A 25,794-nucleotide genomic window follows, 5' to 3' on the forward strand; every position below is an offset into this window, starting at 1 on the left:
CAACGCATGAAATCGCCTGTTCATTCCGCCGCGATGGCCTCGCCTGCGACTTCGGTCTCAGCAGCGGGCAGCGGGCTCCGCGAGCAGAGGTACAGGAAAGCGGCGACCAGGGCGTAAGCGGCGGCGACCGATGGCGTTACGGCAATGCCGACGGACTCGCCGTGCATGAAGCCGAAGAACGTCATCACCGCTCCGGCGAGTGCGAACGCCGCCGCCTTCAGGAAATCACGCTCAATAATGAAGACACCGATCGCGCCAAGGATGAGCCCCGTCAGAATTGCGCCTCCGCCCATGACTTCGAGTCCGTGATAGAGAACGCCGGTCTGGCCGAGCTTGTCGAGTCCGACGGCGTGCGCGTTGGTCCCGGCCGCGCCGAGCGCACCGTCGATCTGGTTCTTCGCCCATGCTGCAAGGTGCGGCGTCAACGCGAGCACGATGGCCGGCGCGTGCTTCGTGGGCGTCGTCTGGAAAGATTGGGCGCCGATCAACATGCCGATGTAGAGCAGGATCGGCGAGATGGCGACGAGCGGGATCAGCGCCGAAAGCAGAGAGATGATCCCGAACCAAGCCAATACGAGCACGGTTACGCCGGTCGCGAACGAATAGCCGATGCGGCCGCCCATGGCCTTCCAGCCGGGATGGCCGATGTAAACTGCATTGATGAACGGGTTTCCCATCAAACAACCGATGAGGCTGACAACGCCGTCAGCCGTCAGCACCCGCGTGGTTGGAAAATGATCGCCGGCAGCTTCCGCGCTTTCGACGTTGTCCATGGCTTCGACCAGATCGTAAATGCCGAACGGAATAGCCGTCACCAGAATGATGCCGATGAATTGAAAACCATTGAAGACGTGGTCGACCGCGGGCACGGGAAAAGAGAAACCGGCGTTTGCGAATGCCGCCCCGACTTTGTCGATGCTCATTCCGCCGATATTGAGCCCGAACAGGTTGGAACCCCACGCGATCAGCATACCAGCGGCAATGGCGACGAGGCCTGCAGGAATGCCCTTTGGATATTTCATGCGGCCAAACCAGGCCACGAGAATGATGGCGAAGCAAACGATGCCGATCAACGGCGTCATGAAGATTTCGAGCGCCGGGCGCATCGAGATGAAGGTGACGGAAACGCCGGCAAGCGTTCCGAGCAGGGCCGCGCGCGGCGTAATTCGACGAATATAGGGTGCGATAAAGCCGCCGATCATCAGCATGAAGCTCTGGAAGAAGACCCAGACGAGCCCAGCCTCCCAGCCTTTGATCGGATCTCCCGTCGTCAACGTGATCGGAAGCATGATGACGAACGTCACGACGAACATGTGCGGCACGCTGATGCCCGACGGCAGCGCGCAGACGTCCGTGCGGCCCGTCCTCTTGGCGAGCCTGTAGGCGAGAAACGCGTAGTAGCTTGTCGATAGGAACATCATCAGCCCCATCGCCGGAAGAATGCGATGGAAGATGATGTCGGGCGGCATCTTGATGACGAACTGCAGTAGGCCCGTCAGCACGAGCATGTTGACGAGGATGTTGGTTCCGAAACCGAAATACGCGTTCCAATCGCCGGGCGTCCAGAGGGGCAGCTTCGAAGTCTCGCTTGCGCTCGTCATGACGTGCTCCCGTTCGTCGTGTTTTGGATTGCGGCTATGACGTCGCCGGAATTGGCGACCCAGCCGAAGATGCCGCCTTGGGCCTTGATCATCGCGAGGCCCATATCGTGGAAGTCGGGAAAATAGGAGCCGCAGCAGTCGGACACGGCGATGCAGCGGTATCCGCGGTCGTTCGCTTCACGGATCGTGGTGTTGACGCAGACTTCCGTGGTCACTCCGCCGACGAGGAGATTGGCGATGCCCTTGTCTTTCAGAAGTTCGCCGAGAGGCGTGTTGTAAAATGCGCCCTTACCGGGCTTGTCGATCACGATCTCGTCAGCTGCAGGATAAAGATCCGGGATGATGTCGTGTCCCGCTTCGCCACGAATGAGGATGCGGCCCATCGGACCGGGATCGCCGATCCGCAGCGACGGTGCGCCGCGTTCGACCTTAGAGGGCGGCGCGTCCGAAAGATCGGGAAGATGACCTTCGCGGGTATGAACAATGAGGAGACCGGCTTTGCGCGCGGCCGCTAAAAGCCGCTGGCAGGGCTCGACGCACGCCGCGAGTTGCGAGACGTCATTGCCGAGCGCGGCTCCAAATCCGCCGAGTTCGAGGAAATCCCGCTGCATATCGATGAGGACGACAGCGGTTTTTCCGAGATCGATCTCGAGATCTCCCGGCTCAGCCGCGATCAGGACCATGTTTTCCTCCCGACATTCGCGCGCCGACAAATTCGGAAGCGGGCGCGAGCTGAGTGAGGAAGTACAAGAGCTATGCCAACGCGCGCGTGCCTCGCAGCGCACGTCGCGCGTGTTCAATGGAAGGCGCGGAAATGCTGACAAATATCAGTATTGGCTGTTGTTCCGGTGGTAAGCGCCAATGGCGATGCTCTGCCGAGGCGTGCACAAAAACGTCACAGCCCTGATTGTGCGTGCTTTGCCATTGGGCAGCGTGTGCGGATTTTTATTGAGGCGGTGGCAGAAAGCTCACATGCGCCGAGACGATCCGCCAACCCGGCGCGAGGCGGCACCATGTCTGCGATTGCCGGCCGATGAGGCCCGAGCCGAGGCGCTGGTATTCTGTGTTGGCCGTCGCGAAATCATGGCCAAACGTCGTGATCACGGTGCGCGTCAGCTTGCGCGCAAGGTCGCCTGTCGCGCGCGCGGCGCGGAAGGCGCGAAGGGCATCGATGCCGTAGAGATTTTCGCCGTTTCCGTAGCGGACGACCAGAGGACTTTCCCAAAAGAGACCGTCAAGAGTCGCGATGTCGTTCGTGACGAGCGCGCTCTCGTAGGTATCGAACAGAGCATTTACTTCGGCGAGCACGTGCGGTCGGTTGATGTCCATCGGTCCCTCAAAGCGAAGACGGTGTCATGTGTGCAACGCCGGCCGCCTCGATGACGGCTGCGGCGCGCAAGCAAAGATCTTCGCGCCAGGGACGGGCGATCACCTGCACGCCGTAGGGCATAGGGCCGTCGACGCGGACGGGAACGGCTGCAACCGGAAGCCCGATGAAAGAAATCGGCTGGGTGAATATGCCGATGTTCGGGCGCAGCGGAACCTCGCTGCCGCCAAGCATCATCGTTTTCTGGCCGAGCAACGGCGCACTGAAGGGCGTCGAAGGCGCGAGCAGGATATCGAATTCGCTGAAGACCTTGCGCATCGCGGCTTCGAACTGGAGGCGAAACCTTTGAGCCGCGATATACCAGCTTGCGGGCAGCATCGCGCCGGCCAGAAAGCGATCGCGCGTATCGGGATCGAAATCCTCGGCGCGGTGGCGCAGATTATCGAGATGCAGCGCGCTGCCTTCGGCGTTGGTAATCAGGAAGGCCGCAGCACGCGCTCGAGTGACATCCGGGATGTCGATCTCCTCGCTGGCGCCCAAGGCGTGGGCGGCCCGATCGACCGCTGCGATAGCGCTCGGGTCGGCGCCGCGACGGAAGTAGCCACCGGCGACCGCGGTTCTCAGACCAGTGGCGCCCTTTGCGAGTTCCTGAGACGCCTGTTCGCTCGGACGGTCGACGCACGCGACATCACCGCCGTCCCAGCCCTGAAGAACGTCATAGCAAAGGGCGAGGTCGCCAACGGTGCGCGCGAAGGGACCAAGGTGATCGAGGCTATCGCAAAATGGAAACGTTCCCGTTCGGGGTAATCGTCCATACGTCGGCTTCAGGCCATAAAGTCCGCAAAACGCCGACGGCACCCGGATGGAGCCGTTCGTATCGGAACCCAGGGATAGAGGAAGGAAGCCCGCAGCGACGGCCGCGGCAGATCCGCCTGACGATCCGCCTGACATTCGCTTGGTATCGAGCGGGTTGCGCGATGGGCCATGGTGCGCATTCTCGCCGGTAAAGTCGTAGGCGAATTCTCCCATGTTGAGGCCGCCGAGAAGTATGGCCCCGGCCGCTGTCATGCGTTGAATAAGGACGGCATCTGCGTCGGCCGGCGGACGCGTGCGGTTGATCTTTGAACCCGCAAGCGTCGATAGGCCCTTTATGTCAAAAAGATCTTTGACCCCGTAGGGCACTCCCGCGAGAGGACCAAGCTTGCTGCCCTCGGCGCGTAGACGATCGACCGCCTGCGCCTCGTTGAGAGCGCGCTCCGCCGTAACGGTAGTGAATGCACCGATCTCTCCATCCCTTGCCGACACAAGGTCGAGAGCCGCGCGCGTGACGTCCGTCGCCGACAAGCTGCCTGAGCGAATGGCGGCAGAGATCGCAAGCGCGCTCGTCGGCAGGGCCGCGCTGCTCATTCTTTTTCCCAAGGTGTGAACACGGCGGCCGACTCAGCATCCGTGAGCGCCCCGCTGGCGATGACCTCCGCCGCCATGCCCTGAGCGATCTCGAAAAATCTGGCGACGTTTGGCATCCACTCCGGCTTGATGTCGATCTCGACGGCGGCAGCCGCGGCGATGAGGTAGCGCGTGGTTTCGTCGGACGTCATGGGGCATCCCGGCGTTATTTGCGGGGACGAGCGTAGACCGATCGTCCTGCGGGTCTAGTGGACGATTGGCCGCTTCGCCTGCGAGTCACCGCTTCTTTGTTTAAAGCGGGCAAATCTCAGTAATGGCCTTCTTCGGCGGCCCGTTCGAGATTTTCGTCGATCCGCTGCATCAGTTTGTCGAGTTGCTCGATTTCGGCTGTGCTGAAACCCTGTAGCGCGATATTCACCGTCGCCTCCATAATCGCCTTGCCCTTGTGCATGCGCCGCGACGCGCGTTCGGTCAGCGAGATAAGACGGCTTCGTTTGTCCTCAGGATCGGCGAGACGCTCGACGAGTCCATCACGTTCCATGCGGTTGAGCAGCTGCGCCATGCTCGGCTGCTCGACGCGGGCAATTCGTGCGAGTTCCGCCTGTGGCAGCGGTTTGCCCTGCTTGAGCACGATGAGGACGGGCAACTGGCTCATGGCAAGGCCGAGTTCACGCAACTGAGCGTCGACGATACGCGAGAAGGTGCGATAGGCGTGTCCGAGGATGCGCAGCGGATTTGGGGAGTCGCTGGTTTTGAGTTGACGGTCCATAGGTAGCTATGCTTGTGTTGATAGGTACCTATTAACATATCATGGAGCGAACCTCATGTCTAACCATCCACGCATCGCTATTGTGGGCGGCGGTCCGGGCGGTCTGGCTCTGGCGTGCATCCTCCATAGCCGCGGCATCGCCTCCACGGTGTTCGAGCGCGATGCTCATGCGCTTGATCGGCCCCAAGGTGGCACGCTCGACCTGCATGAGGAGTCAGGGCTGCTCGCGCTCGATCGCGCCGGCCTTTCCGAGGCGTTCCTCAAGGTGGCGCGCTACGAGGACCAGGGTGATCGGCTTCTCGATCAGAACGGACACGTGCATTTCGAATACGAGGAAACCGGCGCCGGCGAGCGTCCAGAGATCGATCGTTCGGCACTGCGCAATCTTCTCCTGAATGCATTGCCGCCCGGTTGCGTGCGTTGGGATAGCGTCGTTCGCGACGTGTCGCCCGCCGGAGAGGGTAAGTGGACTATCGTCGTCGGCGACCACAGCGAGGGACCGTTCGATCTCGTTGTCGGCGCGGACGGCGCATGGTCCCGCGTGCGCCCGTTGCTGTCGCCATACAAGCCGCAATATACCGGTCTGACATTCATAGAATTCGGCATCGACGATATCGATCGGCGCTTTCCCGCGTTGTCCAAACTGGTCGGTCGCGGCAAGGTCGGCGTTATCGGCGAGGGTCGCGAGATCATCGCACAACGCAACGGTCATGCGCATGTGCGCGGTTATGCGATTTTCCGCGTGCCCGCCGACTGGGCTGAGCGGCGCTTCGATTTCGCCTCACCCGAATTGGTCCGTACGGAACTGTTGCGTGAGTTCGGCGACTTCGCAGAAGAGATCACCGACCTGTTCCGCGCTGCTAACGATACCATCGTCGCGCGGCAAATTCATGCGTTGCCGGCCGGTCATCGTTGGACCCATCGCCTGGGGTTGACGCTGATCGGCGACGCCGCGCATGTGATGCCGCCGTTCGGTGGCGAAGGGGTCAATGCGGCGTTGCTTGACGCGGCGTGCCTCGCGCAACGGCTTGTCGACGGAACGGATGTGTTCACGTCGGTCACCGCCTTCGAGAACGACATGTTCGAACGTGTCGAAGAATCGGCGAGGGAATCGGCGGATGCCGCGGCGACATTCTTATCGCACGATAGCCTTGCGGAGACGCTCGCGATGTATCGGGAGCGGATGGGGCACATAGAGGCCGTATTGAGAGACAGTCGCCACTGATTCCAATCGAAGTCCGAGGCCTTAGTGCTTGGACGGTAGTCCGCCTTCGATTGGAGCTTCTCCGGCGGGCGGAGAGGAAGAGAACCCGCTTAGCCAGCGCGAGAAACTTTCGAGATAGAGATAAATGACGGGCGTGGTGTAGAGTGTCAGTATCTGGCTGACGAGAAGACCACCGACAATCGCATACCCGAGCGGCTGGCGAATTTCCGAGCCCGTCCCCGTGCCGAGCATCAACGGCACGCCGCCGAGGAGCGCTGCCATGGTCGTCATAAGAATGGGCCGGAAGCGTAGCAGGCACGCCCTGCGAATGGCGTCGACTGGACTCATCTGAAGATCGCGCTCAGCCGCAATCGCGAAATCGACGAGCATGATGCCGTTTTTCTTCACGATGCCGATCAACAGGATGATGCCGATCAGGGCGATCAAGCTGAAGTCGAAACCGAACAGCATCAAGGTTGCGATGGCGCCGACGCCCGCCGAGGGCAACGTCGAAAGTATCGTCAATGGGTGGATGTAGCTCTCATAGAGCATTCCGAGAATGAGATAGACAACGATCAGCGCCGCGACGATCAGCATCGGCACCGTCGAAAGGGAAGCCTGGAACGCCTGCGCATTGCCTTGGAACGTCGAGTTGATCGTCGCTGGTAGTCCGATCTCGGCTTCAGCCAGAGCAACGGCGGCCGTAGCTTCGCCAAGGGCTACCCCGGGCGCGAGATTGAAGCTCAACGTGACCGCTGGGAACTGCCCCTGGTGGCTGATCGATAGCGGCTTGACGTTATCCGTCGTCCACCTTGCGAAAACGGAAAGCGGAACCTGTCCGCCGGTGGTCGGGGAGGTGAGGAAAATCTTCTGGAGCGTGCCGACGTCACCCTGAAGCGGCGGCAAGACTTCCATGATCACTTCGTAGGTCGAGATTTGGGTAAAATACTGCGCGATCTGTCTTTGACCGAAGGCATCGTAGAGCGTCGCATCGATGAGATCAGGCGTGATGCCATAGCGGGCGGCCTGGTTTCGGTCGACGGTGACTGTGAGAGTCGTTCCGTTGGTCTGCTGGTCCGTGGCGACGTCGCGTAGCTCGGGAAGGCTCTTCATTTTTGCAAGGAGTTTCGGAGCCCAGGTATTGAGTTCGTTGAGGTCCGAGCTTTGCAACGTGAACTGATACTGGGTCTTCGACGAACGACCGCCGACATTCAGGTCTTGCGACGCCTGTAGAAATAGCTTGGCGCCTTCCACCTTCGCGAGTTGAGCTTGCAGACGCGCGATGATCTGATCGGCGGACGCATGCCGTTCCTCGCCGGGTTTGAGGGTGATGTACATGCGGCCGGAGTTTAGGGCGCTGCTACCGCCGATGGACATTGCCACGTGCGCCACGTCGGGATCCTTGCGGACGATATCACCGAGAATCTGCTGGTGCCGCACCATGTAGGCAAAGGAAATATCCTGCGCCGCCTCGGACTGACCGGTAATCAAACCGGTGTCCTGCTGCGGGAAGAAGCCCTTCGGAATAATTGCGAACAAATAGACCGAGAGCACGAGCGTGCCGAGAAACACGCAGAACGTCGCGAACCTGTATTTCAGAACGACGTCGAGTCCGCGCGCGTAGCCGTTGAGCAGGGCGTCAAACCATTTTTCGCTGATTTGGTAGAGCCGGCCGTGCTTTTGGTCGTGCTCGCTCTTTAGAAATCGCGACGCCATCATCGGCGTCAGCGTCAGCGATACGAATGCCGAAATGAAGATCGTCATCGCCAGAGTGACAGAAAATTCGCGGAAAAGCCGACCGACGATGCCGCCCATCAGAAGCAGCGGAATGAGCACGGCAACCAGCGATATGCTGATAGAGAGAATCGTAAAGCCGATCTCGCGCGAGCCTTTGATGGCGGCGGCCATCGGCGTCTCGCCTTCCTCGATATAGCGGGTGATATTCTCCAGCATGACGATGGCGTCGTCGACGACGAATCCGACCGAGATCGTCAGCGCCATGAGGGACAGATTGTCGAGACTATATCCGGCGAGCCACATCGCGCCGCAGGTGCCAAGCAGCGCCAAAGGAACAGTTACGCTTGGAATGACCGTCGCCCAGAAGTTGCGCAAGAAAATGAAGATGACCATGACGACGAGGGCGATCGTCAGCATGAGCGTAAACTGCACGTCGTGGACGGAGGCGCGTATCGTTTGCGTTCGGTCGCTCAAGACTGAGACTTTGATCGCAGGCGGCATAGCCAGGGAGAGCTTCGGCAGCGCCGTCATGATCCTGTCGACAGTCTCGATGACGTTGGCGCCGGGCTGCTTGAAGATGACGAGAAAAACACCGCGCTTGCCGTCGGCCCAGGCCGCCTGTCTCGAATCCTGCGGACCAGTTACAGCCGTTCCGACGTCGCTGACACGCAGCGCCATGCCGTTGCGATAGGCTATGACCGCGTCGTTCCAATCCTTGGAATTCGGCAGCTGGTCATTGGCGTAGATCGTATACGCGCGCTTGTCGCCGTTGATCGAACCCTTGGCGGTATTGACCGTCTGCGCCGCGAGCGCCGCCCGAACGTCCTCCATCGACAAGCCCTTAGCGACGAGCTTGGCGGGGTCGAGTTGAACGCGAATGGCCGGCTTCTGCTGCCCGCCGATCGAGACTTGTGCAACGCCGGCAATCTGGCTGATCGTTTGGGCGAGCTTGGCCTCGACGTTGTCGTCGACTTCGGTCAGCGGCAATGTGTCGGAAGTCGCGCCGAGCAGAAGGATGGGAGAGTCGGCCGGGTTGACCTTCCGATAGCTCGGCGGGTTGGGCAAATTTTTCGGCAACTGCCCGCCCGCTGCGTTGATGGCCGACTGCACATCGTTGGCGGCGGCGTCGATGTTGCGATCGAGATCGAACTGAATTGTAATCGACGCCGAGTTGAGCGAACTCGACGATGTCATCTGCGTCACGCCCGGTATCTGGGCGAACTGCGTTTCGAGCGGCTGTGCGATCGACGATGCGACCGTGCTCGGATCGGCGCCGGGCAATGTCGCGGTGACCTGGATGGTCGGAAAATCCACCTGGGGCAACGGCGACACCGGTAATTTCGGATAAGCGATGATGCCGACAAAGACGATCCCCGCCATCAAAAGCGAAGTTCCGATCGGATAGCGAATGAATGGCTCGGAGATGCTGATCGCCATGGTCAGTTCACGCCCGCCGTCGCTTCGGTTGCTTGGATCTTGGAGCCCGCCACCAAGCGATATTGGCCGTCCAAGACGACCTTTTGCCCTTCGGTGAGACCGTCACTGACGACCGCTTCGCCGACGCCGGTATGGCCGACCTTGATGGGCTTCACCGAGACGGTATTGTCTGCTCCGACAACGAAGGCGAATAGACCGTCGGGGCCATGCTGAACGACGCCCTCCGGTACGACGACGGCTTGTTTCAGCGTTTCAATCAGCGTCTGCGCCGCGACGGATAAGCCAGGATAGAGGGCCTGATCGTCATTCTGGAACGTCGCCTTCATGCCGATGGTGCCGGTCGCCGCCGCCACCGAATTGTCAATGAAGGCGAGATGGCCTTGCGCCAGTGTCTTTAGACCGTCGGAGGTGAAAGCATCGACGGGCACGACTCCGGCTACCAGCGCTGCATTGATCTTGGGTATTTTTTCTTCAGGAGCCGTCAGCACAACGGAGATCGGTGACAATTGGACAATTGAGACGATGCCCGTCTGGTCGGCAGCGTGAACGATGTTGCCGGGATCCACTGTGCGAAATCCGATTTTTCCGGTGAGCGGAGATGCGATAGTCGTATAGTCGAGCTGCGTCTGCGCACTCTCGATGGCTGCGTCGTCGCCGGCGATTTGCGCTTGTTGCTGCGCGACGAGCGTCTCTTGTGTATCGATCTGCTGCTGGGAATTGGCGAGAGTTCCTGCTTTTTGATAACGCTCAAGGTCCTTCTGGGCATTCGCGAGGGTTGCCAGGTCGAGCTGCTTCTTCGCCTTGACTTGATCGAGGGCCGCTTGATAGGGCCGGTGGTCGATCTCGATCAGCGGATCGCCCTGTTTCACCATCTGGCCCTGCTTGAATGAGACTTTTGTGATCTGGCCGTCGACGCGACTGCGTATGGTGACGGTCCGATAGGGCTGTACCGTCCCGAGGCCAAGCAGGTAGACCGGAAAGTCCGCGCGCTTGACCTCCGTTACGGTCACCGGTATCGGTCCAGACTTCGCAGCGCCTTGCTTTGTGGAGGCACTGCCGCCCTTCAAGGACGATAACAACGGACCACCCTGCCACCATGCCAGTGCTGCCACGGCCGCGGCGGCGAAAAGTCCCCAGTGCATGCGTGCCATCGATCCCCCCGAACGTAACACCGTCAAACGAACGCGCCTCACTGGCTCGACAGATCTGGCACCGTAATGGCCAACGACCGGCGCTTCGCTTTCCGTCGATGAGGCGGTGCCGATTTGGTCGATTTACGGATCAGAATTTAGGGGCGTAGGACGCGCTTACGAAATCGTGAAGCCCCTCCAATGGAGGTGGGTGCGTCCCGGGCCTAATGGAACTTCCGGATGTAACTGGTCAGGTAGGACGCTCCGCAAATTGCGGAGCCTAAACTAGTCCGTCGATAACACGACGGAACTAGCGACAATGGGTCGATTATGGTGCCCAGAAGAGGACTCGAACCTCCACGCCTTGTGAGCGCTGCTACCTGAAAGCAGTGCGTCTACCAATTCCGCCATCTGGGCTTGGCCTGTCAGGTAAATTGTACGGACGCGGAAGTCAATTGCGTGCCGATGTAGGCCTACGAGGTCTTGAGGACGCATTTGCCGGGTTCGATGCCGGGCCAGCGCCACTTGGCATGCTTCACAGCGTCGCTTGGGCTCGCTAGATGTGAGGCTAGATCCGAGTCTGGCGGCTCAATCCCGCCTGGTGGCTGCAGCGAGGTTTCGAATGGCAGGGAACGGCAAGCTGGCGACGGTTTTCGGTGGTTCCGGGTTCGTCGGGCGTTATATCGTGTGGTCGTTGGCGCGAAAGGGCTATCGCGTCCGCGCGGCTGTGAGGAGGCCGGATCTCGCGGGCTATCTGCAACCCATGGGCGTCGTCGGGCAAATCTATCCCGTGCAGGCGAACTTGAGATTTGCGGATTCGGTCGCGCGGGCCGTCGAGGGCGCGGACGTCGTCATAAACGCGGTCGGGATTTTGGCGCCGACGGGCGCCCAGAGCTTCGGGGCTGTCCATGCCGACGGCGCCGGGCGGGTAGCGAAGGCCGCGAAGGAAGCGGGTGCTGCGCGCCTCGTTCACATCTCCGCTATCGGCGCCAATAAGAATTCGGCGGCGAAGTACGCGCAGACGAAGGCTCTCGGCGAGGAGGCGACCTTTGCCGCGTTTTCGTCGGCCATCGTGCTTCGTCCCTCGATCGTGTTCGGTCCGGAAGACGAGTTCTTCAACCGGTTCGCGGCGATGGCGCGGATCAGCCCATTTTTGCCGCTCATCGGCGGGGGCCATACGAAGTTTCAACCGGTGTTCGTCGGTGATGTCGGACATGCGGCCGCCGCTGCCGCGACCGGCACCGGAGATTCGGGCACGGTGTACGAGATCGGCGGTCCCGAGGTGTCGAGCTTCCGGGATCTTCTCAAGGCGACGCTCGAATATTCCGATAGGAAGCGGCTTTTGCTGCCCATTCCGTTCTGGATGGCAAAGCTGATGGCCGCGCTGACGGCGCCCTTGCCGAACGCGCTTCGGCCGATGACCGTCGATCAGGTCCGGTTGTTGCAATCGGATAACGTCGTCTCCGAGGAGGCGAAGCGTGACGGCCGGACGATTGCGGCGCTCGATGTCGCGCGGCCCGCATCGATCGACGGGATTGTTCCCGCCTATTTGGAGCGCTTCAAGGCGAAGGGCCAGTACGCTCACTATCATCCGTGATTGGGGCTGCGCGTTCGGAGACGTAAAATAACCAAGAGCCGCCCACTTGATTGGGCGGCTCTCCAAAAATCACCGAGTTCGGCCGACGATGAGCGCCATGCGTGCGGCGGTCGTCAGTGAAGCGGTGCGATCGACAACTCATCTTCCTCAGCGTGTCCGATCGCAGCTTGCAGCGTGTCGGTCAGCGCAATTGGCGTACCGTCGGCCGCGTGCAGCGAGAAGAGGGCGATGCCCTTCGGCAAGCCTTCGATCTGGGGAAACATCTCCAGAGCTTCGGCCGAGGTCAACGTCTTGATGTAAGCCACCTCGCCACCGCCAAGCCGAGCGAGTTCCAGTTCGCTCATGACGGGTGCGATGATGTCGTGCATGTCGGTGCTTTTAGCCGTAGTGGTCTTGGTATTCATGACGCTCTTCCTCCTTGTGTCGAGGCCGGGCTCTCATAGCTAGTCCGGGAATTCATGGCCTTTTTAAGCGGGCCTCCCGATCTGCTCGTCTGCTCCGATCCTCCGACGATTCGGTCGCCGGCGCTGTGACGTGAAAGACTCAGCTCAGGGGCGGCTTTTGATTGGCTGGGTCGTCCCGATCTCAATTCGCCGTACGAGGCGTTCCGGTTCAAGTCGTTGAAGATCGACGGCTAGCAGGCCATTGGCGAGTTCGGCGCTCTTGACCTCAATGCCGTCGGCGAGGACAAACGTCCGCGAAAACTGCCGGGATGCGATGCCCCGGTAGAGATAGTCGCGAGCCTTGTCGTCCTGTTGCTTGCCGCGAACCGTCAACTGCTTGTCTTCGAGCGTGATCTCAAGCTCGCCGCGCGTGAACCCGGCCACCGCCAGGGTGATACGCAAGAGTTCTCCGGACTCGCCATCCTTGGCGATCCTTTCGATGTTGTACGGAGGATAACCGTCCCCACCTTTGGTGGCGCGGTCGACCAAGCGCTCGATTTCCTCAAATCCCAGGAGCAGGGGGTTCGAAAGTGCCGTTAAACGCGTCATTTGAAGGTCCTTAAGCAAGCGACCAACTTCCTTTTTCCGAATGCCTTTCGGCCATCCGCCTCGCCGTCAGAACTGCCCGGCGATTTGATGAAGATATGGGAACCGGTGACCGCTCTTCAAGCTGCAGGATGGGGCAGGCGTGTCGCGGGCGCCTCAGGCTGCGAAAAAGAAGGAAAATCCGGAATTCCGCCTTAGTGCTGCCCGTCTCGGACGCCAATAGGCACGGCCGTTTAGCTCCGTTTCCGCGTGAGGACATCATGAAGTCGGTTTCCGCCCTCGTTGCCTCGACCTTTGCTTTTCTCTCCCTTTTGGCGATCCAGCCGGCGGTTGCCGAAGAGCCGGCCAAACCGGCGTCGGATTCAGGCTCGGTTCTCGGCGATCCGGACGGTCCGCTGACGCCGGAGGAGATAGCCGAGAAAGAGGCGAGAAAAGCCTGCAAGGTCGACCTGTGCCGGGCCTTTCATTCGAAAGATGCGTCTGTCGGCGACATCGCCTGTCATGTGGTGAAGAGCTGGCGGAAAGAGCAGCTCGTGAAGCTCGTCGGGAAGGTCAAGGTGTCGTGGCCGTATGACGGAGCGCATTGCTCTACGGATCTGAGCATCAAGCGTCAGGACCTCGTGAAGGCGATGACCGAGCCCAAGGCAGAAATCCAATTCGCCAAGAACACCGTGACGTGCTCGATCGCGAGCGAGAAGAGTGGGGCGACCGATTTCTCATTCGAACTGACGCCGACTGTGATGTTCGAGAACGGCAAGGCGGTTAAAGCCGTGGCGCACTGGGGTAAGATCGAAGCTCCAACCCTGATCAAGAGCGCGCTTTGGACGGCGACGGCCGCTGACAATACCGTGAACATCCTCTCGGGTTCTATTGTCGAAGAAGTGAACACGTTCATTACGAAGCGGTGCGATGAAGTGAAAGATCAATGGGCTGCGAAACAATAAGGCTCGAAATAATCATTCGCAGGCGCGAAGTGTTATATTGTTATTAGGCGCGCTTATGAGTGGGTATCGTAAATACGATTGGCCCCTCTTATTTGACAGATATACGAAGCTCCCGTTGTGAAGCGTGGACTAATCACTCTTGGAGGAACCCATGAAGACGTGGTCGAAGCCTGAAGTTCGCGAGCAGGAAGTTGGTCTCGAAGTGACGAGCTATCTCCCGGCTGAGATCGACGTCATCTAAACGAGATGATGTCGACTTAGATCGAACTTGAGCGGCGGTCGAGGTTCTCGCCCGCCGCTTTTTATTGGCGCGACGCTCAGCCGGTGGTTTCGATGGATTCGCGCTTTTCCTCGAGTTCCAGCCAAAGTGTTTCTGCGGTTTCGAGCTGTTGCTGCGCTTCTTGCAGACGCGCGCTGATTTTGTCGAAGGCTTCACGATCGCGTGTAAAGAGGTCGGCGTCCGTCAGCTTTGAAGCTAGATTTTCGATTTCCGACTCGAGCTTGGCAATCTGGCCCGGGAGTGACGAAAGGGCATGCTTGTCCTTGAATGACAATTTCTGCTTTGCAGGCGCGGTGGCGGCGTTCGAGCTGGACGTTTTTTGCGATGCCGCGGCGGCGGAAGGTTTCTGATCCTTTCGCAGTTCATCGCCTTGGCGCTGGGCGAGCATATCGGAATATCCGCCGGCGTATTCAGTCCAATGACCATTCCCGGTGGGCGCCAATACACTCGTCACGATGCGATCGAGGAAATCGCGGTCATGGCTGACGAGTAAAAGCGTACCTGGATAATCCGACAGCAGTTCCTGCAGCAGATCGAGCGTTTCGAGGTCGAGATCGTTCGTCGGCTCGTCGAGGATGAGAACGTTCGAAGGCTTTGCAAGCGCGCGCGCCAGCATCAGCCGCGCCCGCTCGCCGCCGGAGAGGACGCGGATCGGCGAGAGCCGCTGTTCGGGCAGGAAAAGGAAGTCCTGCATATAGCTCGCGACGTGGCGGGCCTTGCCGTTGATGATGACTTGATCGCCGCGCCCGCCCGTTAGCGCGTCCGTGACGGTCCAATTCGGATTGAGTTCGTCGCGACGCTGATCGAGCGCCACGATTTCGAGATTGGCGCCGTGGCGGATGGTGCCGCGATCCGGCGTAATCTCGCCTGTCAGCAATTTGATCAGTGTCGTCTTGCCGGCACCGTTCGGGCCGACGATCCCCAGCCTGTCGCCGCGCATGACGCGAAGATCGAGGCCGGAGATGATGTCGGCTTCGCCATAGCTTTTGCCGATGCCGGTCGCTTCGACGACAAGCTTCCCCGAGAGGCTTCCTTCCGAGGCGTCCAGGCGAACGCTGCCGACGACATGCCTTTGCTCGCGAACTTCCTGGCGCATGGCACGCAATTCACGGACGCGTCGTACGTTGCGTTTTCGCCGCCCGGTGACGCCGCCGTGCATCCACTGGTTTTCGCGGACGATCTTGCGGTCGAGCTTATGTCGCTCGATTTCTTCCTCTTCGAGCACCTTGTCGCGCCAATCTTCGAAAGCGCCGAAGCCCTGTTCCAGACGCCTCGTCTTGCCGCGATCGAGCCAGACGGTCGCGCGCGACAGTGTTTCGAGAAAGCGGCGATCGTGGCTGATCAGCAGGAGGGCGGAGCGGCTTTTGAGGAGCGTTGCTTCAAGCCATTCGATGGCGGTCAGATCAAGATGATTCGTCGGCTCGTCGAGAAGCAGAACGTCAGGCTTGGCCGCGATCACGCGCACCAGAGCGGCACGGCGAGCTTCGCCGCCTGAGAGACTGCTCGGATCGGCATCTCCTGACAGGCCAAGCTCGGCTAGGAGATATTCCGCCTGATAAGGATCGTCGGTCGGGCCGAGGCCAGCTTCGACAAAGGCGCGGACCGTCTCGAAGCCCGTGAAGTCCGCTTCCTGCGGCAGATAGCGTATGCTGGCGGCGGGATGCGCAAAGCGTTCGCCACGATCGGGCTCGACCAAGTCCGCCGCGATTTTCAGAAGCGTCGACTTGCCGGAACCGTTGCGGCCGACGAGGCAGATACGATCGCCGGGCGCGACCGTCAATTCCGCGCCTTCGAGCAACGGCGTGCCGCCGAACGTCAGGTTGATGTCCTTGAGGGTAATGAGAGGAGGTGCCATGGCCCCCTCGTAGCGGCAAGCGGCTGGCCGATCAACCTCAACTACTTCGTGTAGGCCGTGACACGATCGATCGCGTTCTGGCGGATGCTACCGTAAAAAAGATTGTAATCCTGGTTGTGGTAACTCCCGAACACGCTCATTGGGTCGCGAAAGCCTTTTCGCTTCGAAACGGGAATGCTGACGACCAATCTGTCGCGGTCACAGCGGGCGCCGGTGAGGCCTGCGACGACGGGCAGCAGCGGCTCTCCGGGCTTGCCGCTCGGCAGCGCCGCTTTGTTCGCCGATGGCACCGAAACGGTTTTGCGGTCCCAAGAAAGTGGGTTCACGCATAGCCACCTCTCGCTGCCGACGAGATTGTATTTTCCGTCGTAGAACGTGATCATGCGTCGGCTGCCAAGCGCCAGGATGGTGTGGTTCGCGGTCGTATTCCAATCGACGATGCAGCCCGTTTCGCGGGCACTTTCGCAAACGGGAATTCCGACGTTCACCGCTTCGGGCAACGACGCCCCGATGATGTACGCGGCGACCAAACGTCTCTTCAGCTTGGGATTTCGGAGAATGCGGTCTTGCAGCAGCCGCGTCGCGTGCAACGAACCTTGGCTATGACTCGCGATAATGAAGGGACGGCCATTGTTGGCGTGAGCGATGAAGTAATCGAACGCACGCAGAACATCGGAATACGCGAGGTCGAAAGCTTTATTTGCATCATCACTCGGAGTGAGGAACGCGCTGAGCGTCGCCTGCCGGTAGCGCGGAACGTAGATTCGGCAACATCCGTTGAAGGCGCTCGCCTGATGGCGAAGAACGCCCTGGTCAAGCTGAGTTTCTGTAAAGCCACCCGCGTCGAACGCTGCATTCCAAGACGAATTGTCGAGGAACGTCGTCGGATGGATGAAGAATACATCGGCTTTCGGAGCGCGAGGGATCGTGCCGTCGATTCCTGACGGAATGACATCTGCGGAGCTTGGCTTGCCAGGCCAAACCGCCCAACTTGCTCGGTCCGCATAGTCGGGAGCAGGCGGTATGGGGTATGCTGAGAATGGTTTCGCCGGCGGGCGCAGTTTCAATTCTGCGGCCATGACCGGCGGCAGCGATAGGCACAGCAAGAGAAGTCCAACAAGACCGCGCCAGAACCTCATGTTTGCCTCCCCCGTGCTCAACATACAGTTATTTGCACGGGGAAATGTCATTAACAACAGCGGTTGATTTTACCGCTGCCCTCGTCGTAGCGAGTTAACTGCCGTTCGCGGAAAAAGTCTTCGTAGCTCATGACGGGCTCGCCGGGGTGGCGCGAGCGCCGGTGCGCGACGTAAGCGTCATAGTCGGGGACGCCGACCATCAATCGTGCTGTTTTCGCGAGGCTGCGGGCGAATTTGAGCAGCGAGTCGGTTTTGGTCTGACGCATAAATCACTCCGCGGGGATAATGGCGGATTCGCGTGCCGAGATACTGGGATCGGCGAGTGCCTTCCAGATTGCGACCCCGCCAAAGGCGGCCATTACGATGACCAATGTTACGAGGATACCCGTCAGCGTGGCGTTGACGTAGTCGTTAAAGACGATGCGATGCATGTCCGCGATCGATTTGGCTGGCGCCAGAATTTGGCTTGCTGCCAGCGAGGCTTCGAATTTTTCCGCGTGGGCGAGAAAGCCGATGGCAGGATTATCGCTGAACAGCTTTTGCCAACCGGCGGTCAGCGTGCAGATGCCGAGCCACGTCGCGGGGGCGAGCGTCACCCAGGCGTAGCGCTCGCGCTTCATCTTGAAAAGGACCACCGTGCCGAGCGCCAGTGCGATGCAGGCGAGCATCTGATTGGATATGCCGAACAGCGGCCAGAGCGTGTTGATGCCGCCAAGCGGATCGACGACGCCTTGGTAGAGAAAATAACCCCAGGCTGAGACTGCTATAGCGGTCGCGAGGATATTGGCGGTCCAGGATTTGGTCGATCTGAAGGCCGGTGCGACGGTGCCGATGAGATCCTGGATCATGAAGCGGGCGACGCGCGTTCCGGCGTCAATGGTCGTCAGGATGAATAGCGCCTCGAACAGGATGGCGAAGTGATACCAGAAGGCCATCAGCGCTTTGCCCCCGACAGCGTTCGAGAGAATTTCGGCCATGCCGACGGCGAGTGTCGGCGCGCCGCCAGTGCGTGAAAGAATGCTTGCTTCACCGACGTCGGATGCGACTTGCCTTAGTGCTTCCGGCGTGATGGCGAAGCCCCAGCCGGAGATGGCCGCTGCCGCAGTTTCGGGCGATGTGCCGATGAGCGCGGCGGGGCTGTTCAGCGCGAAATAAACGCCGGGGTCGAGGGTCGTCGCCGCGACCATCGCCATGATGGCGACGAAGCTTTCCATCAGCATCGCGCCATAGCCGATCATGCGAGCATCGGACTCGTTGTCGAGCATCTTCGGCGTGGTGCCAGATGAGATAAGGGCGTGAAAGCCGGAGATCGCACCGCAGGCAATCGTAATGAACAGGAACGGGAAGAGATTGCCGGAGAAGACCGGTCCGGTGCCGTCGACGAACTTCGTTACGGCAGGCATTTTCAGGTCTGGCAGAACGATGAAGATCCCGAGCGCCAATCCGACGATCGTGCCGATTTTCAGAAAGGTCGAAAGATAGTCGCGGGGCGCCAGAAGCGCCCAAACGGGAAGTACGGAGGCGATGAAGCCGTAGGCGATCAGCATCATCGAAAGCCGCTCGCCTGAATAATCGAACAACGGCGCGAGGGTCAGGTCTGCGGCGACGTGGCGGCCGAAAACGAGCGACGCCATCAGCAACACGAGGCCAATCAGTGACATCTCGCCGATGCGTCCGGGCCGGACGTAGCGGCCGTAGGCGCCCATGAGCACGGCGATCGGGATGGTCATCGCCACGGTGAAGGTCGCCCAAGGACTGTGTATCAGTGCTTTGACGACGACGAGCGCGAGCACGGCGAGCAGGATCACCATGATGATCAAGACGCCGATCATGGCGATGGTGCCTGCAACCTCGCCTAGCTCGCTGCGGATCATTTCGCCGAGCGAGCGGCCGTCGCGCCGCACGGAAGCCCAGAGCACGACGAAATCCTGGACGGCGCCTGCGAAAACCGCGCCGACAATCAGCCAAAGCGTTCCGGGCAGATATCCCATCTGGGCGGCGAGAACCGGTCCGACGAGGGGGCCGGCGCCCGCGATCGCCGCGAAGTGGTGGCCGAACAGGACGGTTTTGTCAGTCGGGCAATAATCGAGGCCGTCGTTGAAGCGCTGAGCGGGAGTCGAACGAGTGGGATCGAGGCGCAGCACTTTGTCCGCGATGAAGCGCCCGTAGAAGCGGTCGGCGAGCACGTAGGAGCAAATGGCAGCCGTCACGATCCAGATGGCGTTGATCGTCTCGCCGCGTGACAACGCGACGATGCCAAGCGAAACAGCGCCGAGTATGGTGACAGCAGCCCAAACGAGTTTGGAGCCCAAATTGATCATCGTTTCCGTCCCATGGCGCTTGCGATTATGCTTCGCAAGTCGCAGTGAGCGGAAAGACTACATAAATTGTCGAGGGTGGCTAGCGGTCGTCCGGGCTGCGGCGACTTCGGCGATACTTAAAGGCAGTCAAATCTAAAATTTGGTGGAGCCAAGCGGGATCGAACCGCTGACCTCTTGCATGCCATGCAAGCGCTCTCCCAGCTGAGCTATGGCCCCTAAACCAATTCTAGAGCGGCGGGGGCTGGATCCCGCCGAAGTTCCGCCTGATAAGTCGTCTTCGCCAAAACTGCAAGGACGTTCGACGGTTTTACTAGGGCTCTTCGTCGCCTTCGCCCGCCGGGCCGCCGATGATGTTGGAAACATCGCCGCCCTCTTCCTCTTCTTCTTCGAGGAAGGTCTCATCGTCCTCGGTGCCGGCGGCATCATCGGTTTCGACGTCCGCGAGCGCCTCTTCGCCCTCGACTGCGGGCAATTCGCCGTCTGCGTCGTCGTTGACCACCGGCTTCTTGGCTTTCTTGGCCGCAAGCTCGCGCTGCTCGGCCTGCAGAGCCGCGAGAGCCGCCGGAGACGATGCAATCACGTATTTGGTGCCGCAAAATGGGCAAATGATGGGTTCGCGCCCCAGATCGTAAAAGCGCTCGTCGCAATTCTGACAGGTGCGCTTCGTCCCGCGCTCTTGCTTGGTCGCCATTGGCCGTGCCTCGGTTCTCGGAAAACAAGGCAGCCCGTCTGCCATAGGCGGTGCTGCCTGTCAAAACGAAAAGTGGGTGGAAGCGGGGATGCGTCAAGGTCGTCTCTGATTGAGCCCCTTGACCTGGAGCCGCGGGTGCCGTTGACAGAGCGTCGCGGCACAGTGTCTATCCAGGCCCTCAACTCCCGGAAAATGCGCTGCGTGCTCCGATTTTTAACGGCTTGGAACGTCTGCCTTGAAGGCTGAATCGATATCACAACCACTTTCCGCTTCGCGCGCCGGCCCGCTCAAGGGCCGTGTCCGGGTTCCGGGCGATAAATCGATCTCGCACCGGGCGCTGATTTTCGGAGCGCTCGCAACCGGCACAACGCGGATTAAGGGCCTTCTCGAAGCCGAGGACGTCATCAATACCGCGCGGGCCGTAGTGGCGCTGGGGGCCATCGCCGAGAAGCAGGGCGATATCTGGGAAGTGAAGGGGCGGGGCGTCGGCGGTCTGCGGACGCCGGACGGGCCGCTCGATTTCGGGAATTCCGGCACTGGAACGCGGCTGATGATGGGCGTCCTCGCGGGACATCCGATGACCGTGACGATGACCGGCGACGCTTCGCTGTCGCGGCGGCCGATGCGCCGGGTGCTGGGGCCGCTGGTCGAGATGGGCCTTGAAATCCTCGAACCCGGCAAGGAAACGCTGCCGCTGACGCTGCGCGGCACGAGCGAACTGATGCCGATCGTCTACCGGCTTCCCGTTCCGTCGGCGCAAGTGAAGAGCGCCGTTCTGATTGCAGGGCTCCATGCCGCGGGGAAAACGACCGTCATCGAGCGTGAACCGACGCGCGATCATACCGAGCGGATGCTCCGGCATTTCGGCGCTGCCGTCGCGACCGAAGCCAAGGGTGAAGAGACGCATATTACCGTCGACGGCGATGCCGAGCTTTCGGGCAAGGATATTCTGGTTCCGGGCGATCCGTCGTCGGCTGCGTTCCTTACCGCTGCGGCGCTGATCGTTCCGGGTTCCGACATAACGATCGAGGGTGTGCTGATCAACCCGACGCGGACAGGGCTTTATCTGACGCTGCAGGAAATGGGCGGCGACGTGACGTTCGAGAACGTGCGCGAAGAAGGCGGCGAGCCGGTTGCGGACATTCGCGTCAGGGCTTCGCGCCTCAAGGGCGTTCGCGTTCCGGCCAATCGTGCGCCGTCGATGATCGATGAATACCCCGTGCTGGCGGCGATCTCGGCATTCGCCGAAGGGGAAACGCGCATGGACGGACTGGCGGAGTTGAAGGTCAAGGAGAGCGACCGTTTACAAGCAACGGCCGCTGGCCTCGCAGCGAACGGCGCGACCGTGCACGTCGACGGCGATACGCTGACGGTCGTTGGCATCGGGGCTCTCAAGGGCGGCGGCATCGTCGCGACACATCTCGATCACCGCATTGCGATGGCATTCCTTACCGCGGGACTTGCGAGCGATGCGCCGATTGTGGTCGACGATGCGACCATGATCGCAACGAGTTTTCCCGAGTTCCGACCAATCATGGAGATGCTCGGAGCGCGTTTCGACGAGGTTGGCAGATGACATTGATCATCGCGATCGACGGTCCTGCCGCGTCCGGCAAAGGAACGCTCGCAAGGCGCATCGCGATGCATTTCGGCCTGCCCTGGCTCGACACCGGTTTGCTCTATCGGGCGGTGGCGCGAGATGTGCTTGCGGGCGGTGGAAATCTCGATGACGTTGCCGTGGCTGAGGCGATGGCGCGTTCTATCGTTGCCGGGACGCTTGATGATCCGGCGTTGCGCGGGCCACAGGCCGGAGATGCCGCGTCGATCGTCGCGAAGATTCCCGAGGTTCGGGCAGCGCTCCTCGATTACCAGCGCGCCTTCGCCTTGCAGGATGGTGGCGCAGTGCTCGATGGCCGCGACATCGGTACGGTCGTTTGTCCCCAAGCTCGCGTCAAAGTTTTCGTCACCGCATCCGACGCGGCGCGAGCACGGCGACGTTTCCTTGAGCACATGGGACGCGGCGAGGACGTGACGTATGACAACCTGCTCGCCGATATTCGCCGGCGAGATGCGCGCGATAGCGGCCGTTCCGCGGCGCCGATGCTGGCCGCCAGCGACGCCCTCCACCTCGATACGACTGAACTTGATGCCGATCAGGCATTCGAGGCGGTGATGCGATTGATCCACGAGAGAATAGCGGGCTCGTGAAGGCTGGCTGGACTGGCCGCCCGCCTCACATGCCGAGATTTATTCCGCCAACCGGAATCCTGCGACGTCAAAGCAGCCGCAGTCTCGACTTTCGCGGGAACTTGGTCTTTCGAGAGCGTGCCTGAGCTCGCGACGTCGCGATAGGCCAAAGGGAATGCGTTTCCCACCACTTCGAAGATTGCAACCGGTGCTAACACCGTTTCGAGACCGTCTGCATGTAGACCTAAGGATGACAAGGGACGCATGGGCATCGACGCGGCTTGGGGCAGCGAGCCGAATGGCTGGACTTTCAGGGGATTGCCGGGTCGTAAATGAAGGTCTTCATAACCAAATTCACTTTGGATGCTGGAGCGGTCCCTGGGCGTTTGTGGTAAGCGTCTTTGACTCCGACTGTTGCGAACCGGCCCGTTGTCACGGACTCTCATTCGACAGGATCGTCGAGCGAAGCGATGAGCAAAGGATGCCATGGGCAAGAACGAGCAAAAGCCGCTGAAGGCCGAGGATCTCGAGATCCAGGACTGGCGGGAGTCGATCTCGTCCGTCATTGCCTACGAAGGGACGGAGCGCGCCGACGACATCCTCGGCGAGGTTGTGGAGCGTGCGCGGGCGAGCGGGGCGGCGATCCCTTTTGCGTCGAGCACGGCCTACATCAATACCATCCACGTCGCGGACGAGGCCAAGCTTCCGGGCGACCGCGAGCTTGAACATCGGATTGCGTCCGCTGTTCGTTGGAATGCTGCCGCGATGGTGCTTCGCGCAAATAAGGATTCGGCCGAGCTTGGCGGCCACATCGCGAGCTATCAGTCGGCGGCGATGTTGTACGAAACGGGTTTCAATCATTTCTGGCATGCTCCGTCCGCACAGCACGGCGGCGATCTCGTTCTCATTCAGGGGCACTCGTCGCCGGGCATTTACGCGCGCGCCTTTCTTGAAGGCCGGCTCGACGAAGATCAGCTTTTGAACTTCCGGCAAGAAGTCGGCGGGCACGGACTATCATCGTATCCGCATCCCTGGCTGATGCCGGACTTCTGGCAATTCCCGACCGTCTCGATGGGCCTTGGCCCGCTGATGGCGATCTATCAGGCGCGTTTTCTCAAGTATCTGCACGCACGCGGCCTTGCCGATACCGAGAACAGGAAAGTCTGGGTGTTCTGCGGCGACGGCGAGATGGACGAACCGGAAAGCCTCGGCGCCATTTCGCTCGCAGGCCGCGAGAAGCTCGACAATCTGATCTTCGTGATCAACTGCAATCTACAGCGGCTCGACGGGCCGGTGCGCGGCAACGGCAAGATCATCCAGGAACTCGAACGCAATTTCCGCGGTGCTGGATGGAACGTTCTCAAGGTCGTCTGGGGCTCGCAGTGGGACGAGCTTCTGGCACGCGACACGACAGGCAAGCTGCGCCAGTTGATGGAAGAGTGTGTCGACGGCGAATATCAGGTTTTCAAGTCGCGCGACGGGGCTTTCATTCGCAAGAATTTCTTTGGCCGCTATCCGGAAACGGCGGCGCTGGTCGAAGACTGGTCGGATGAAAAGATTTGGCGGCTGACGCGCGGCGGGCATGATCCGTCTAAAGTTTATGCCGCTTACGCCAACGCGATAGAGCACAAGGATCAGCCGACTTGCATCCTCGCCAAGACGGTCAAGGGCTACGGCATGGGCTCGGCGGGCGAGGGGACGATGCTGGCGCACTCATCCAAAAAGATGGACGTCAGTACGCTACGGCAATTCCGAGACCGCTTTAAGGTGCCGGTCAGCGACGAACAGATCGATAAGTTATCGTTCATTCGATTCCCGAAGGGGTCTCCGGAGGACGATTATCTACACGCGATGCGCGACAAGCTCGGTGGATATCTGCCGCAACGGCGGCGCAAGTCGTCGGCTTCCCTTACGGCTCCCCCGCTCTCGCTGTTCGAGTCGCAGCTCAAGGGCTCGGACGGCCGCGAGATCTCGACCACGATGGCGTTCGTGCGCATCCTCACGGCATTGATGCGTGACAAGGAACTCGGCCACCGCATCGTGCCGATCGTGCCGGATGAAAGTCGCACGTTCGGTATGGAAGGTATGTTCCGGCAGTTCGGCATCTTCAGTCAGGTCGGGCAGCTTTATAAGCCGCAGGATGCCGACCAGCTGATGTTCTACAAGGAAGACAAGTCCGGTCAGATGCTTCAGGAAGGCATCAACGAAGCCGGTGCCATGGCGTCATGGATCGCGGCGGCGACGAGCTACGCGACGTCGGACGTGCCGATGGTGCCATTCTACATTTTCTATTCGATGTTCGGATTTCAGCGGATCGGCGATCTCGCGTGGGCCGCGGGTGACGAACGCTCGCGCGGTTTCCTGCTCGGCGGCACGTCCGGGCGCACGACGCTCAACGGTGAAGGCCTCCAGCACGAGGACGGCCACAGTCATCTGCTCTCTGCTACAGTGCCGAACTGCGTTTCCTACGATCCGACGTTCAATTACGAGGTCGCCGTTATCATTCAAAACGGCCTGAAGCGTATGCTGACGGACCAGGAAGACGTCTTCTTCTATCTGACGCTGCTCAATGAAAACTATGAGCACCCGTCGATGCCGGACGGTGTCGAGGATGGGATCATCAAGGGGATGTATCTCTTCCGCGAGGCGCCGAAGGGGGCGAAGGGGCACAAGGTTCAGCTCATGGGCTCGGGCGCGATTTTGCGTGAAGTCATCGCGGCAGCGGATCTGCTGCAGGACGATTGGGGCGTGGTGGCGGACATCTGGAGCGTCACGAGTTTCACGGAGCTTGCCCGCGAAGCCCGCGACGCGGAACGCTGGAATTTGCTGCATCCGACCGAGACGCCACGCGTGCCCTACGTGACGCAAAAGATATCAGAGCGCGGCGAAGGCCCCGTGATCGCGTCGACCGATTACATGAAGCTCTATGCCGATCAGGTCCGCCCATCGATGCCGAACCGATATTCCGTGCTCGGAACAGACGGCTTCGGACGGTCAGATTATCGCCGGACGCTCAGATACTTTTTCGAGGTCGACCGCCACTTCGTGACGATTTCCGCGCTCAAGGCGCTGGCGGATGAAAACAAGATTCCGTCGATCAAAGTGGCGGAAGCCATCGCCAAATACGGAATCGATCCCGATAAGCCCAACCCGGCGCACAGCTGACAACGCACAGGTTC

The 25,794-nt window shown here is 60.5% G+C and carries 22 protein-coding genes and 2 tRNA genes; 7 read left to right on the plus strand and 17 right to left on the minus strand.

Annotated elements, in window-relative coordinates; translation table 11 throughout:
• Positions 1–20: 20 nt before the first annotated feature.
• From WC811_RS01560 to WC811_RS01585, 6 genes are all read right to left on the minus strand, one after another.
• Positions 21–1,601, minus strand: coding sequence for a regulator (locus WC811_RS01560; RefSeq protein WP_372640188.1), 1,581 nt, complete (start codon positions 1,599–1,601; stop codon positions 21–23).
• Positions 1,598–2,284, minus strand: coding sequence for a cysteine hydrolase family protein (locus WC811_RS01565; protein WP_372640190.1), 687 nt, complete (start codon positions 2,282–2,284; stop codon positions 1,598–1,600). The genes WC811_RS01560 and WC811_RS01565 overlap by 4 nt, the downstream gene beginning before the upstream one ends.
• A 262-nt stretch (positions 2,285–2,546) precedes the next feature.
• Entirely contained in the window at positions 2,547–2,930 is a 384-nt protein-coding gene (hpxZ, locus tag WC811_RS01570) for an oxalurate catabolism protein HpxZ (protein WP_372640192.1), read from the minus strand.
• 7 nt (positions 2,931–2,937) lie between these two features.
• Entirely contained in the window at positions 2,938–4,335 is a 1,398-nt protein-coding gene (locus WC811_RS01575; RefSeq protein WP_372640194.1) for an AtzE family amidohydrolase, read from the minus strand.
• A complete protein-coding gene (locus WC811_RS01580; protein WP_372640196.1) occupies positions 4,332–4,526 on the minus strand; it encodes a DUF4089 domain-containing protein in 195 nt (64 codons plus the stop codon). The genes WC811_RS01575 and WC811_RS01580 overlap by 4 nt, the downstream gene beginning before the upstream one ends.
• 116 nt (positions 4,527–4,642) lie before the next feature.
• The gene (locus tag WC811_RS01585) at positions 4,643–5,104 is read right to left on the minus strand and encodes a MarR family winged helix-turn-helix transcriptional regulator (protein WP_372640198.1); all 462 of its coding nucleotides are present in this window, start codon (positions 5,102–5,104) and stop codon (positions 4,643–4,645) included.
• Positions 5,105–5,159: 55 nt separating this feature from the next.
• Between WC811_RS01585 and WC811_RS01590 the strand changes: the two genes are divergently transcribed.
• Positions 5,160–6,329 (plus strand): FAD-dependent oxidoreductase, encoded by a 1,170-nt coding sequence (locus WC811_RS01590; protein ID WP_372640200.1) that lies wholly within the window; start codon positions 5,160–5,162, stop codon positions 6,327–6,329.
• A 21-nt stretch (positions 6,330–6,350) separates the two neighbouring features.
• Here WC811_RS01590 and WC811_RS01595 read toward each other — a convergent pair whose 3' ends face one another.
• The 3 genes from WC811_RS01595 to WC811_RS01605 all read right to left on the minus strand — a co-directional run bounded on the left by WC811_RS01595 (position 6,351) and on the right by WC811_RS01605 (position 11,029).
• Positions 6,351–9,482 carry a multidrug efflux RND transporter permease subunit gene (locus WC811_RS01595; RefSeq protein WP_372640202.1) on the minus strand — a complete coding sequence of 1,044 codons (3,132 nt, stop codon included), beginning with the start codon at positions 9,480–9,482 and terminating at the stop codon, positions 6,351–6,353.
• A 2-nt stretch (positions 9,483–9,484) separates the two neighbouring features.
• The gene (locus WC811_RS01600; protein ID WP_372640204.1) at positions 9,485–10,633 is read right to left on the minus strand and encodes an efflux RND transporter periplasmic adaptor subunit; all 1,149 of its coding nucleotides are present in this window, start codon (positions 10,631–10,633) and stop codon (positions 9,485–9,487) included.
• A gap of 310 nt (positions 10,634–10,943) precedes the next feature.
• Positions 10,944–11,029, minus strand: a tRNA-Leu gene (locus WC811_RS01605).
• 205 nt (positions 11,030–11,234) lie between these two features.
• On the opposite strand from WC811_RS01605, the gene WC811_RS01610 reads away from it, so the two are divergent.
• Positions 11,235–12,209, plus strand: a complete 975-nt coding sequence (locus WC811_RS01610; protein ID WP_372640205.1) for a complex I NDUFA9 subunit family protein — start codon at positions 11,235–11,237, stop codon at positions 12,207–12,209.
• A 113-nt stretch (positions 12,210–12,322) separates the two neighbouring features.
• On the opposite strand, the gene WC811_RS01615 is transcribed toward WC811_RS01610, so the two are convergent.
• Both WC811_RS01615 and WC811_RS01620 read right to left on the minus strand, forming a co-directional pair.
• Complete coding sequence (locus tag WC811_RS01615) at positions 12,323–12,613, minus strand: DUF1150 domain-containing protein (RefSeq protein WP_372640207.1); 291 nt, start codon at positions 12,611–12,613, stop codon at positions 12,323–12,325.
• A 144-nt stretch (positions 12,614–12,757) separates the two neighbouring features.
• Positions 12,758–13,201, minus strand: a complete 444-nt coding sequence (locus WC811_RS01620) for an Hsp20 family protein (protein ID WP_372640209.1) — start codon at positions 13,199–13,201, stop codon at positions 12,758–12,760.
• A 257-nt stretch (positions 13,202–13,458) separates the two neighbouring features.
• Between WC811_RS01620 and WC811_RS01625 the strand changes: the two genes are divergently transcribed.
• A complete protein-coding gene (locus WC811_RS01625) occupies positions 13,459–14,142 on the plus strand; it encodes a hypothetical protein (RefSeq protein WP_372640211.1) in 684 nt (227 codons plus the stop codon).
• A 151-nt stretch (positions 14,143–14,293) separates the two neighbouring features.
• Positions 14,294–14,383, plus strand: a complete 90-nt coding sequence (gene pqqA, locus WC811_RS01630) for a pyrroloquinoline quinone precursor peptide PqqA (RefSeq protein ID WP_015598624.1) — start codon at positions 14,294–14,296, stop codon at positions 14,381–14,383.
• A 76-nt stretch (positions 14,384–14,459) separates the two neighbouring features.
• Here the strand turns inward: pqqA and WC811_RS01635 are convergent, their stop codons facing one another.
• From WC811_RS01635 to WC811_RS01660, 6 genes are all read right to left on the minus strand, one after another.
• A complete protein-coding gene (locus tag WC811_RS01635) occupies positions 14,460–16,277 on the minus strand; it encodes an ABC-F family ATP-binding cassette domain-containing protein (protein ID WP_372640213.1) in 1,818 nt (605 codons plus the stop codon).
• A gap of 41 nt (positions 16,278–16,318) precedes the next feature.
• Complete coding sequence (locus WC811_RS01640) at positions 16,319–17,416, minus strand: DUF3089 domain-containing protein (protein WP_372640215.1); 1,098 nt, start codon at positions 17,414–17,416, stop codon at positions 16,319–16,321.
• A gap of 50 nt (positions 17,417–17,466) precedes the next feature.
• Positions 17,467–17,682: a YbdD/YjiX family protein gene (locus WC811_RS01645; protein ID WP_372640217.1), complete on the minus strand. Its 216-nt coding sequence runs from the start codon at positions 17,680–17,682 to the stop codon at positions 17,467–17,469.
• A gap of 3 nt (positions 17,683–17,685) precedes the next feature.
• The gene (locus tag WC811_RS01650) at positions 17,686–19,737 is read right to left on the minus strand and encodes a carbon starvation CstA family protein (RefSeq protein WP_372640221.1); all 2,052 of its coding nucleotides are present in this window, start codon (positions 19,735–19,737) and stop codon (positions 17,686–17,688) included.
• Positions 19,738–19,877: 140 nt separating this feature from the next.
• Positions 19,878–19,953 (minus strand) — tRNA-Ala (locus WC811_RS01655).
• A gap of 94 nt (positions 19,954–20,047) precedes the next feature.
• Complete coding sequence (locus WC811_RS01660) at positions 20,048–20,428, minus strand: TIGR02300 family protein (protein ID WP_372640223.1); 381 nt, start codon at positions 20,426–20,428, stop codon at positions 20,048–20,050.
• Between the two features lie 235 nt (positions 20,429–20,663).
• Between WC811_RS01660 and aroA the strand changes: the two genes are divergently transcribed.
• From aroA to aceE, 3 genes are all read left to right on the plus strand, one after another.
• Complete coding sequence (gene aroA, locus WC811_RS01665; RefSeq protein ID WP_372640225.1) at positions 20,664–22,004, plus strand: 3-phosphoshikimate 1-carboxyvinyltransferase; 1,341 nt, start codon at positions 20,664–20,666, stop codon at positions 22,002–22,004.
• Positions 22,001–22,636, plus strand: a complete 636-nt coding sequence (cmk, locus tag WC811_RS01670) for a (d)CMP kinase (protein ID WP_372640227.1) — start codon at positions 22,001–22,003, stop codon at positions 22,634–22,636. Before aroA ends, cmk begins: the two co-directional genes overlap by 4 nt.
• A 465-nt stretch (positions 22,637–23,101) precedes the next feature.
• Positions 23,102–25,780: a pyruvate dehydrogenase (acetyl-transferring), homodimeric type gene (aceE, locus tag WC811_RS01675; RefSeq protein ID WP_372640229.1), complete on the plus strand. Its 2,679-nt coding sequence runs from the start codon at positions 23,102–23,104 to the stop codon at positions 25,778–25,780.
• The last annotated feature ends 14 nt before the right edge of the window (positions 25,781–25,794 follow it).

Origin of the sequence: Hyphomicrobium sp., from assembly GCF_041659645.1 — a bacterium.
Classification (GTDB): domain Bacteria; phylum Pseudomonadota; class Alphaproteobacteria; order Rhizobiales; family Hyphomicrobiaceae; genus Hyphomicrobium_B.

Coding starts and splice junctions, on each gene's coding strand:
- WC811_RS01645 (WP_372640217.1), bottom strand. CDS start 17,682: ATGCGTCAGACCAAAACCGACTCGCTGCTCAAATTCGCCCGCAGCCTC.
- WC811_RS01660 (WP_372640223.1), bottom strand. CDS start 20,428: ATGGCGACCAAGCAAGAGCGCGGGACGAAGCGCACCTGTCAGAATTGC.
- WC811_RS01635 (WP_372640213.1), bottom strand. CDS start 16,277: ATGGCACCTCCTCTCATTACCCTCAAGGACATCAACCTGACGTTCGGC.
- pqqA (WP_015598624.1), top strand. CDS start 14,294: ATGAAGACGTGGTCGAAGCCTGAAGTTCGCGAGCAGGAAGTTGGTCTC.
- WC811_RS01590 (WP_372640200.1), top strand. CDS start 5,160: ATGTCTAACCATCCACGCATCGCTATTGTGGGCGGCGGTCCGGGCGGT.
- WC811_RS01640 (WP_372640215.1), bottom strand. CDS start 17,416: ATGAGGTTCTGGCGCGGTCTTGTTGGACTTCTCTTGCTGTGCCTATCG.
- WC811_RS01580 (WP_372640196.1), bottom strand. CDS start 4,526: ATGACGTCCGACGAAACCACGCGCTACCTCATCGCCGCGGCTGCCGCC.
- WC811_RS01565 (WP_372640190.1), bottom strand. CDS start 2,284: ATGGTCCTGATCGCGGCTGAGCCGGGAGATCTCGAGATCGATCTCGGA.
- cmk (WP_372640227.1), top strand. CDS start 22,001: ATGACATTGATCATCGCGATCGACGGTCCTGCCGCGTCCGGCAAAGGA.
- WC811_RS01610 (WP_372640205.1), top strand. CDS start 11,235: ATGGCAGGGAACGGCAAGCTGGCGACGGTTTTCGGTGGTTCCGGGTTC.
- WC811_RS01560 (WP_372640188.1), bottom strand. CDS start 1,601: ATGACGAGCGCAAGCGAGACTTCGAAGCTGCCCCTCTGGACGCCCGGC.
- WC811_RS01620 (WP_372640209.1), bottom strand. CDS start 13,201: ATGACGCGTTTAACGGCACTTTCGAACCCCCTGCTCCTGGGATTTGAG.
- WC811_RS01650 (WP_372640221.1), bottom strand. CDS start 19,737: ATGATCAATTTGGGCTCCAAACTCGTTTGGGCTGCTGTCACCATACTC.
- hpxZ (WP_372640192.1), bottom strand. CDS start 2,930: ATGGACATCAACCGACCGCACGTGCTCGCCGAAGTAAATGCTCTGTTC.
- aceE (WP_372640229.1), top strand. CDS start 23,102: ATGGGCAAGAACGAGCAAAAGCCGCTGAAGGCCGAGGATCTCGAGATC.
- WC811_RS01600 (WP_372640204.1), bottom strand. CDS start 10,633: ATGGCACGCATGCACTGGGGACTTTTCGCCGCCGCGGCCGTGGCAGCA.
- WC811_RS01595 (WP_372640202.1), bottom strand. CDS start 9,482: ATGGCGATCAGCATCTCCGAGCCATTCATTCGCTATCCGATCGGAACT.
- WC811_RS01615 (WP_372640207.1), bottom strand. CDS start 12,613: ATGAATACCAAGACCACTACGGCTAAAAGCACCGACATGCACGACATC.
- WC811_RS01625 (WP_372640211.1), top strand. CDS start 13,459: ATGAAGTCGGTTTCCGCCCTCGTTGCCTCGACCTTTGCTTTTCTCTCC.
- WC811_RS01575 (WP_372640194.1), bottom strand. CDS start 4,335: ATGAGCAGCGCGGCCCTGCCGACGAGCGCGCTTGCGATCTCTGCCGCC.
- WC811_RS01585 (WP_372640198.1), bottom strand. CDS start 5,104: ATGGACCGTCAACTCAAAACCAGCGACTCCCCAAATCCGCTGCGCATC.